Annotated in this window: 8 protein-coding genes; all 8 read left to right on the top strand. The window is 73.2% G+C overall.

The window, feature by feature from the left end:
* Window positions 1–833 (top strand): Gfo/Idh/MocA family protein (locus ACFVYK_RS31360; protein ID WP_389779847.1); only part of this gene is annotated, 833 nt, incomplete at its 5' end.
* Window positions 830–2,803 (top strand): alginate lyase family protein, encoded by a 1,974-nt coding sequence (locus tag ACFVYK_RS31355; protein ID WP_389779845.1) that lies wholly within the window; start codon window positions 830–832, stop codon window positions 2,801–2,803. The genes ACFVYK_RS31360 and ACFVYK_RS31355, both read left to right, overlap by 4 nt.
* Before the next feature lie 12 nt (window positions 2,804–2,815).
* Complete coding sequence (locus ACFVYK_RS31350) at window positions 2,816–4,336, top strand: right-handed parallel beta-helix repeat-containing protein (protein WP_389779843.1); 1,521 nt, start codon at window positions 2,816–2,818, stop codon at window positions 4,334–4,336.
* Between the two features lies 1 nt (window position 4,337).
* Window positions 4,338–5,570 carry an O-antigen ligase domain-containing protein gene (locus ACFVYK_RS31345; RefSeq protein WP_389779842.1) on the top strand — a complete coding sequence of 411 codons (1,233 nt, stop codon included), beginning with the start codon at window positions 4,338–4,340 and terminating at the stop codon, window positions 5,568–5,570.
* Between the two features lie 2 nt (window positions 5,571–5,572).
* Window positions 5,573–6,814, top strand: a complete 1,242-nt coding sequence (locus tag ACFVYK_RS31340) for a glycosyltransferase (RefSeq protein ID WP_389779841.1) — start codon at window positions 5,573–5,575, stop codon at window positions 6,812–6,814.
* Window positions 6,811–8,046 (top strand): class I SAM-dependent methyltransferase, encoded by a 1,236-nt coding sequence (locus ACFVYK_RS31335; protein WP_389779839.1) that lies wholly within the window; start codon window positions 6,811–6,813, stop codon window positions 8,044–8,046. The genes ACFVYK_RS31340 and ACFVYK_RS31335 overlap by 4 nt, the downstream gene beginning before the upstream one ends.
* Window positions 8,043–8,852 carry a glucose-1-phosphate cytidylyltransferase gene (locus tag ACFVYK_RS31330; RefSeq protein WP_389779838.1) on the top strand — a complete coding sequence of 270 codons (810 nt, stop codon included), beginning with the start codon at window positions 8,043–8,045 and terminating at the stop codon, window positions 8,850–8,852. Before ACFVYK_RS31335 ends, ACFVYK_RS31330 begins: the two co-directional genes overlap by 4 nt.
* Window positions 8,849–9,496: a PIG-L deacetylase family protein gene (locus ACFVYK_RS31325; protein WP_389779836.1), complete on the top strand. Its 648-nt coding sequence runs from the start codon at window positions 8,849–8,851 to the stop codon at window positions 9,494–9,496. Before ACFVYK_RS31330 ends, ACFVYK_RS31325 begins: the two co-directional genes overlap by 4 nt.
* Window positions 9,497–9,499: the final 3 nt, after the last annotated feature.

The following is a 9,499-nucleotide window of genomic DNA, read 5'->3' as shown; positions in this document are numbered from 1 at the left end:
AGTTCGGCTTCGCCGCGGCGACCACCGACCTCGACGCCGTGCTCGGCGACGAGTCCGTCGACGCGGTGTTCGTGGTCACCCGGCACAGCTCGCACGCCGAGCTCACCCGCAAGGCGCTGCTGGCCGGCAAGGCCGTGTTCGTGGAGAAGCCGTTGGCGCTCACCGGGGACGAGCTGACCGGCGTGCTCGCCGCGGTCGAGGAGTCAGGCAACGACCGGCTGCAGGTGGGCTTCAACCGCCGGTTCGCCCCGCTGCTGCGGGAGGCCAGGAAGCGGTTCGGCGTCCGGAGCGGACCGGCGAGCGTGCGCTATCTGGTCAACGCGGGCCGCCTGGAGCACGGCAGCTGGTACCTGCGGCAGGACGCCGAGGGCTCGCGGTTCGCCGGAGAGGGCGGGCACTTCATCGACACGGTGAGCTGGCTGCTCGACGCCGATCCGGTCTCGGTGTACGCGGTCGCCGCGTCCGGCAACGAGGATCTGCAGGTCGTCCTGCGGTACCCGGACGGGTCCACCGCGACCGTCAGCTATGTCAGCGCCGGCGCGCCCGGCTTCCCCAAGGAGACGCTGGACCTCGTCGCGGACGGCAAGGTGCTGCGGCTCGACGACTTCGTCCGGGCCTCGGTGTACAGCCGCAAGCGGTGGGTCAGTTCCCGGCTGCCCAAGGCCCGGGACAAGGGCCAGTCCGCCGAGCTGGCCGCGTTCGTCAGGGCCGTGCGGACCGGCGGGCCGATGCCGGTGCCGCTGGAGTCGCTGGTCGCGACCACGACGGCCACCCTCGCCGTGCAGGCCGCCCTGAACGCCGGCGCGCCGGTGAGGCTGGCGGAGGCGCGATGACGGTGAGCTCGGGGAGTGCGGGCTGGTACCTGCGGCGGCTGTCCCGGATGGGGCCGCGGGAGGTCGGCGGCCGGGTGGCCGACGCGGTGCGCAGACGGCGGTGGCGGTCGGCGCGGCCGGACGCCCCGAGCGTGACCGGCGCCCGCTTCACCGCGGTCCTGCCCGCGGGGACGATCGCCGCGGTGCCGCCGGACGCCGCGAAGCGTCTCGTCGCCGAGGCGGACCGGCTGATGTCCGGGCGCGCCGAGTACTTCGGGGTGGAGCGCGACGACCTGGCCGACCCGGACTGGTTCCTCGACCCGAGGACCGGCCGCCGGGCTCCCTCGGTCTACGCCTTCGACGTGCCGTACCGCGACGAGGAGGCGGTCGGGGACGTCAAGCAGATCTGGGAGTTGTCCCGGCATCACCACCTCACCGTGCTCGCCGCCGCGTACGCGCTCACCGGGGACGAGCGGTACGCCGAGCGGGTGGCCGCGCACCTGCGGTCCTGGTGGGCGGCCAACCCGCCGCTGCGCGGGGTGCACTGGACCAGCGGCATCGAGCTGGGCATCCGACTGCTGTCCTGGGTGTGGGTGCGCCGGCTGCTCGACGGCTGGCCGGGCGCGGTGGAGCTGTTCGAGGGCGACCCGGTGGCGCACCGGCAGATCTGGCACCACCAGCGCTGGCTGGCCGCCTTCCCCAGCCGGGGGTCCTCGGCGAACAACCACGTGATCGCCGAGGCCGCCGGGCAGGTGGCCGCGGCCTGCGCGTTCGGATGGTTCCCGTCCTCGGCGCGGTGGCGGGCGGACGCGCTGCGGTCCCTGGAGCGGCAGCTGCGCGCCAACACCTTCGGCTCCGGCCTCAACCGCGAGCTGGCCACCGAGTACCACGGGCTGGTGCTGGAGCTCGGCCTGGCCGCGGTGGCCGAGGCGGACGCCGCCGGGGCGCCGGTCCCCCCGTCGGTCCGGCTGGTGCTGCTGCGGATGACCGACGCGCTCGCGGCCGTCGTGGACAACCGGCTGCGGCCGCCGCGTCAGGGCGACGCGGACGACGGGCACGGTCTGGTCGTGGACGGCGCGGGCACCGACCGCTGGGGTTCGCTGCTGGCCACCGGGGACGCCGTGTTCGGCCGGCTCGACTGGTGGCCGGCGGTGACCGGCGCCGATGTGCGCACTCCGCTGCTGGCCGCGCTCGTCCGGCCGTACGCGAAGGGGGCGGCGGCGACGGCCGTGTCCCGTCCGGCGAGCCGGCCGGACCACTTCGCCGACGCGGGCCTGACCATCCTGCGCGGTCCGCGGGAGATCTGGTGCCGCTGCGACGGCGGTCCGCACGGGTTCCTGTCCATCGCCGCGCACGCCCACGCGGACGCGCTGTCCGTGGAGGTACGGCACGACGGGATCGACGTGCTCGCCGACCCGGGGACGTTCTGCTACCACGGGCAGCCCGACTGGCGGCGGTACTTCCGCTCCACCCTCGGCCACAACACGCTGCAACTGGACGGCGCCGACCAGTCCGTCTCCGGGGGCCCCTTCCTGTGGACCCGGCAGGCCCGCAGCCGCGTCCTGGTCGCGGACGCCGGCGCCTCCGGCGGCGGGACGGCCCGCTGGTGCGCCGAGCACGACGGCTACCGGCCCTCGGTGCACCGCCGCCGGGTGGAGCTCACGGCCGCGAGCCGGGAACTGAGGGTGGTCGACGAGGTGCGCGGCCCGCGCCGCGCCGTGCGGCTGGCGTTCCACCTCGGCCCGGCGATCACCGCGGACCTGACGGGACACCGTGCCGAGCTCACCTGGACCCGGGACGGCGAGGACCGCTCGGCGTCCCTGGACCTGCCCGGCCAGTTGTCCTGGCGGGCGCACCGCGGCGAGAGCGACCCGCCGCTGGGCTGGTACTCCGCGGGCTTCGGCCGCAAGGAACCCGCCACCACGCTGATCGGCACCGGTTTCGCCGACGGCACGGAGGGGTTCACCACCGTGCTCGGCTTTCGCGGCTAGGGGGGAGGACGCTTGGGGACCAAGTGGCGCCCATGGGCGGCGCCGGCGGCGCTGCTGGCACTCATCCTGCCCGCGGTGACCGGCTGTGAGAGCACGGCGGACGCGCGGCCGAAGCCGACCGCCCCGCCGACCACGTCCGTGGCCCGGGTGTGCGCCGAGCCCGCGGCCGGGCCGGCGAAGGCGCCGGCGGGCGCGGTGACGGTCGACCCCGCGGTGGCGGGCGACCTGGCCGCGAAGACGGCGAGGAGCCCCGCGCACACCACGTTCTGGCTCCGGCCGGGCCGGCACCGGCTCGCATCGGACCGCTACGCCCAGGTCGTCCCCAAGGAGGGGGACACCTACCTGGGCGCGCCGGGGGCGGTGCTCGACGGCCGCAAGGTCAACCAGTACGCGTTCGGCGGCGCCGCCCGCGACGTCGCCGTCCGCTACCTGACGGTGCAGGGCTTCGTCGCGCCGCAGGACGAGGGCGTCGTCAACCACGACTCGGCCGACGGATGGGTGATCGAGCACGCGACGATCCAGAACAACTCCGGGGCCGGGCTGATGGCCGGCGCCCGCCAGCAGGTCCGCGCCAGCTGTCTGCGCGGCAACGGCCAGTACGGCATGAACGCGTACAAGGGCGGCGGCCGGATCAGCGGCCTGGTGGTCGAGGGCAACGAGATCACGGGCAACAACCGGGACGACTGGGAGAAGCGGCGGCCGGGCTGCGGCTGCACCGGGGGCGTCAAGTTCTGGGCCGTCGACGGCGCGGACGTCCGCGGCAACTGGGTGCACGACAACCGCGGGGCGGGGTTGTGGGCCGACACCGACAACAACGACTTCCTCATCGAGGGCAACCTGATCGAAGCCAACGACGGCGCCGCGCTGATCTACGAGACCAGTTACAACGCGATCATCCGGAAGAACACGATCCGGCGGAACAACTGGGTCGAGGGCCGCAGGTACGCCGACCGCGGTGACAACTTCCCGTTCGCCACCGTCTACCTGTCCGAGTCCGGCGGCGAACCACGGGTCCCGGCCCGCACGGACAAGATCGACGTCTACCGCAACGTGCTGAAGGACAACTGGTCCGGGATCACCCTGTGGGAGAACGCCGACCGGTTCTGCAACAGCCCGGCCAACACCTCGTCCGGGGACTGCACGCTGCTGGTGAAGAACACCGCGCGCTGCGCACGGCCGGGGATCGCCGCCGCGCCGCTCTACGACGACTGCCGGTGGAAGACCCAGCGGGTCGACATCCACGGCAACAGCTTCCTGCTGGACAAGTCCGTCGTCGGCTGCACGGTGAAGTGCGACCGGATGGCGGTGCTGGCCAACTACGGCACCTATCCGGACTGGTCGCCCTACCAGGGCGAGCGGGTGGCCGAGGCGATCACCACCCGGCAGCACAACCGCTGGCACGACAACGTCTACGTCGGACCGTGGAAGTTCGTCGCGCACGACCCCAGCCGGATCCTCGACTCCTGGCAGTGGCAGGGCACGCCGTACCGGCAGGACGCCGGCAGCACCTTTCGCGCAGAGGGCGGTGGTTGAGATGGGCGCCGACCACTCGTCGAAGATCGTCGGGACGGTCTGGGGGCTGCTGGTCCTCAACACGCTCGGCTCCGCCGGGGCCAAGACCATCGTCCCGCTGCCCCGCTCCCTCATCCAGATGGTCACGATGGGCGCGCTGGTCGCCGCGTTCGCGCTGGCGCTCACGGTCAACGCGCGGCTGCGCATCCGCGCGGGGGCCTTCCTCTTCCTGCTGACGCTGCTGCTGGTGCTGAGCGTGATCTCCAGCGCGAACCTGGAGTCCGGGTTCGGCGCGTTGTTCCGCTGTTTCCGGCTGGCTCTCTTCGTCGGCACGCTGTGGCTGCTCAGCCGCTGGTGGGACGGCGGCCTGACGTTCGTCCGGCACCACATCCGGATGTACTTCCTGGTCCTCGGGTCGGTGGCCGCCGGCGCGGTCATCTCACCGGCCGCCGCCCTGCCCGACCTCTACGGCGGGCGGCTGGTCGGCGCGTTGTGGCCGCTCACTCCGCCGCAGATCGGACAGTACGCAGCGGTGATCATCGGGCTCACCGTGCTGCTCGTCCTGGGCCGCCGGACCGACCGGACCAGCGCGGCGGTGATCATCGTGCCGTCGCTCGTGCTGCTCGCGCTGACCCACACCCGCACGGCCACGCTGGGCCTGCTCATCGGGCTGGCGCTGGCGATCGGCTCGCTCATGCTGACCAGCGCCGCCGCCCGCCGGTTCTTCGTCCGGGCGGTGGTGTGCGCCACCGTCGCCGCGGTGGGGTTCGGCTCCGCGCTGCAGGCGTGGTTCCTGCGCGGACAGAGCCAGGAGAACTTCAGCAGCCTCACCGGGCGGGAGAAGGTCTGGAACGCCCTGCTGGCAGCGCCCCGGACGACCTCGGAGTACCTGTTCGGCGCGGGCCTGGGCGACAAGTCGTTCGGCGGTCTGCCGATCGACAACAGCTGGCTGGCCGTCTACAACGAGCAGGGCGTGACCGGCGTCGCGTTGGTGGCGGCGATCCTCGTCGTGCTGGGCGGCGTGGCGTTGCTGCGGCCGCCGTCGCTGTCCAGGGCCTGCGCGATCTTCCTCATCAGCTACTGCGCGATCGCGTCGTACACCGAGGCCGGGCTGGGCGACGCCTCGCCGTACCTGCTGCATCTGGCCGTGGCCGCCTCGCTGCTGGCGGCGCCCGCCGCGGCCCAGGTCCTCCCGGCCCCCGACGCCCCTCGACGACGTGTCCCGCGATGGGCCCAGCGACCGGAGGTGACCTGAGCATGCACGTCCTCGTGGTGCACAACCGCTACGGCTCGGCGCAGCCGAGCGGGGAGAACAAGGTCGTCGACCAGGAGGCGGCGCTGCTGCGCGAGGCCGGCCACCGGGTCGTTCCCTTCGAGCGGCGCAGCGACGACATCGCCGCCCGGTCCCTGCCGGGCAAGGTCGCGGTGCCGCTGCTGGTGCCGTGGAACCCGGCGGTCCGCCGGGAGCTCGCCGCCCGGCTCCGCGCCGAACGGCCCGACGTGGTGCACGTCCACAACGTCTTCCCGCTGCTGTCCCCGGCGGTGCTGGCGGCGTGCGCCGACGCCGGCGTGCCCGTCGTGGCGACCCTGCACAACTACACCCAGGTCTGTCCGCCGGGCACGCTGCAGCGCGACGGCAGGCCGTGCGCCGAGTGCGTCGGGTCCGCACCGCTGCCCGCCGTCCGGCACGGCTGCTACCGGGGATCGCGGCTGGCGACGGTGCCGCTCGCGGTGAGCCTGTCGGTCAACCGGCGGCGGTGGTGGTCCGGTGTGGAGCGGTTCTTCTGCATCTCCGCAGCGCAGCGCGACGTCCTGGCGGGGGCCGGCATGCCGGCCGAGCGGCTGGCGGTGAAGCACAACTTCGTGCCGGACCCGGCCGAACGCCGGACGGGCGCCGGTGAGCACCTGCTCTATCTCGGCCGGCTCGCGGAGGCCAAGGGCGTGCGGCTGCTGATGGCCGCGTGGGACGAGATCGCCGCCGCCGGCGGTGTGGGGGTGCCGCTGGTGATCGCCGGCACGGGCCCGCTGGAGCGGGAGGTGGCCGCGTGGGCGGCGGGCCGGGACGACGTGCGGTACGTCGGACTGTACGACACGGCGGAGTGCCGAAAGGCCGTCGCGCGGTCGGTCGCCGTGGTGGCGCCCTCCACCTGGCTGGAGGCGTTCGGCCTGGTGGTCGTGGAGGCGATGGCGGCCGGGGTCCCGGTCGTCGCCGCCGGTCACGGCGCCTTCGTCGAACTCGTCGAGGACGGGGTGAGCGGGCTGCTGCACCGGCCGGGCGAGTCCGCCTCGCTCGCGTCCTGTCTGCGCCGGATCACGGCCGGGGCGGACCGCAACCGGGAGATGGGGCAGGCGGCCCGGCGCCGTTACGAGCAGGGGTTCAGTCCGGCCGTCGGGCTGGAGCGCCTGGTGGAGGGGTACCGCACCGCGATCGCGGGTCGGTCAGCACTGGCTCGCGGCGGGGACACCCACGCGAACAGGGGGGATGGGGACAGCAGATGACACGATGCCGACTCTGCGGCTCGGCGACGCTGGCGAGCGTCGTCGATCTGGGGGCGACCCCGCCGTGCGAGAGCTTTCTCGCCGAGGACCGACTGGACGAGCCCGAGCCGGCGTACCCGCTGCATCTGCGGGTCTGCACCGACTGCTGGCTCGCGCAGATCCCGCCGCTGATCACGCCGGAGGAGACGTTCAAGGAGTACGCGTACTTCTCCTCCTACTCGACCTCGTGGGTGGAGCACGCGCGCACGTTCGTCGCCGACGCCGTGGAGCGGGTGGGTCTGGGCCCCGACGCGTTCGTGGTCGAGGTCGCGAGCAACGACGGTTACCTGCTGCGGCACGTGGTGGACCGGGGGCTTCGCTGCCTGGGCGTCGAACCGTCGGTGAACGTCGGCGCGGCCGCCCGGGAGGCGGGCGTGCCCACGCTCACGGAGTTCCTGGACCCGGCCACCGGCGCCGCGGTCCGCGCCGAGCACGGCCCTGCGGACCTGGTCGTCGCCAACAACGTGTACGCGCACATCCCCGACGTGATCGGCTTCACCCGGGGGCTGCGCGCCCTGGTCGCCGACGACGGCTGGGTCTCCGTCGAGGTGCAGCACCTGCTGACGCTGATCGAGGAGAACCAGTACGACACGATCTACCACGAGCACTTCCAGTACTACACGGTCGCCTCCGCGATCCGGGCGCTGGAGAGCGGCGGGCTCGCGCTCGTCGACGTCGAGCTGCTGCCCACCCACGGCGGCTCCATCCGGCTGTGGGCCCGGCCGGCCGAGGTGGCCGGCGAGCCCACCGCGCGGGTGACCGACGTGCTGGACCGCGAGAAGGCCGCCGGACTGCAGGAGCTGTCCGGGTACACCGAGTTCTCCGCCCGGGTGGCCAAGGTCCGCCGGGACCTGCTGCGGTTCCTCATCGAGGCGGCCGAGCGCGGCGAGACGGTCGTCGGCTACGGCGCGCCGGGCAAGGGCAACACCCTGCTCAACCACTGCGGCATCCGGCCCGACCTGCTCCCGTACACGGTCGACCGCAACCCGTACAAGCACGGCAGGTTCACGCCGGGCACCCGCATCCCGATCCTGCCGCCCGAGCGGATCGCCGCCGACCGACCGGACTACGTCCTCGTCCTGCCGTGGAACCTGCGGGCGGAACTGGTCGAGCAGCTCGCCTTCGTGCACGAGTGGGGCGGCCGGCTGGTCTTCCCCATACCGGAACTGAGCATCGTCGAGGTCGCGTCATGAAGGTCGTACTGTTCTGCGGCGGCTACGGCATGCGGATGCGCAACGGCGCCTCCGACGACGTGCCCAAACCCATGGCGATGGTCGGCCCGCGGCCGCTGATCTGGCATGTCATGCGCTACTACGCGCACTTCGGACACACGGAGTTCATCCTGTGCCTCGGGTACGGGGCCCACCACATCAAGGACTTCTTCCTCAACTACGAGGAGACGACGTCCAACGACTTCGTGCTGCGGGGCGGGAAGACCGAGCTGCTGTCCACCGACATCGCCTCCTGGACGATCACGTTCGTGCAGACCGGCATCGAGTCGCCGATCGGGGAGCGGCTGCGCCGGGTGCGGCACCACCTGGACGGCGACGAGATGTTCCTCGCCAACTACGCCGACGTGCTCACCGACGCCCCGCTGCCCGAGATGATCGACAAGTTCGCCCGGCGCGACGCCGGCGCGTCGATGATGGTGGTGCCGCCGCAGTCCTCGTTCCACTGCGTGGACCTGGGCGACGACGGCCTGGTGGGGGGCATCACCGCGGTGAGCGACATGCCGCTGTGGGAGAACGGCGGCTACTTCGTACTGCGCCAGGAGGTCTTCGACCACATCCCGCAGGGCGGGGACCTGGTCGCCGACGGCTGCGCCCAACTGGCCAAGCGCGGCCGGCTGGTGGCACACCAGCACCGCGGCTTCTGGAAGCCGACCGACACCGTGAAGGAACGGGCCGCGCTCGACGACGCCTACGCCCGGGGCGAGCGCCCGTGGGCCGTGTGGGAGCGGGGCGGCGCCGCCGCGGGCGCCCGAAGGGGGACCGCGTGATCCGGCTCGGCGCGGGGCGCCTGGACCGGATCGTCGCGGTGGGCGCGCACTGCGACGACATCGCCATCGGCGCAGGCGGCACGCTGCTGACGCTGTGCCTGGCGCGCCCGGGTGTCCGCGTCGACGCGCTGGTGCTCTCCGGCGGCGGCAGCGAGCGGGAGCAGGAGGAGCGGGCCGCGCTCGCCGCCTTCTGCCCGGGCGCCGACCTGCGGCTGACCGTGGGCAAGCTGCCCGACGGCCGGCTGCCGGCGCACTGGGACGAGGCCAAGGACGCGGTCGAGGAGCTGCGCGGCCAGAGCGAGCCGGATCTCGTCCTCGCGCCGAGGACCGACGACGCGCACCAGGATCACCGGGGGCTGGCGAAGCTGGTGCGGACCGCGTTCCGCGACCATCTGGTGCTCGGCTACGAGATCGTCAAGTGGGACGGCGATCTGGGCCGTCCCACGGCGTACCAGCCGCTGTCGACGCAGACCGCCGAACAGAAGGTGCGGCTGCTGCAGGAGCACTACCCCTCGCAGCGGCACCGGCCCTGGTACGACCGGGAGGCCTTCCTCGGGCTGGCCCGGATCCGCGGCATCGAATGCCACGCGCGCTACGCCGAGGCGTTCGCCGTCACCAAACTCACTCTCGACCTGGGGGACTGAACC

Origin of the sequence: Streptomyces sp. NPDC058291 (genome assembly GCF_042880855.1) — a bacterium.
Classification (GTDB): domain Bacteria; phylum Actinomycetota; class Actinomycetes; order Streptomycetales; family Streptomycetaceae; genus Streptomyces.
The sequence above is the reverse complement of the archived record's forward strand: the minus strand, read 5'-3'. Positions and strand labels throughout refer to the sequence as shown.

Bases quoted from the DNA above. Each gene is read 5' to 3' on its own strand.
- ACFVYK_RS31330 (WP_389779838.1), top strand. From the start codon at position 8,043: ATGAAGGTCGTACTGTTCTGCGGCGGCTACGGCATGCGGATGCGCAAC.
- ACFVYK_RS31355 (WP_389779845.1), top strand. From the start codon at position 830: ATGACGGTGAGCTCGGGGAGTGCGGGCTGGTACCTGCGGCGGCTGTCC.
- ACFVYK_RS31345 (WP_389779842.1), top strand. From the start codon at position 4,338: ATGGGCGCCGACCACTCGTCGAAGATCGTCGGGACGGTCTGGGGGCTG.
- ACFVYK_RS31340 (WP_389779841.1), top strand. From the start codon at position 5,573: ATGCACGTCCTCGTGGTGCACAACCGCTACGGCTCGGCGCAGCCGAGC.
- ACFVYK_RS31335 (WP_389779839.1), top strand. From the start codon at position 6,811: ATGACACGATGCCGACTCTGCGGCTCGGCGACGCTGGCGAGCGTCGTC.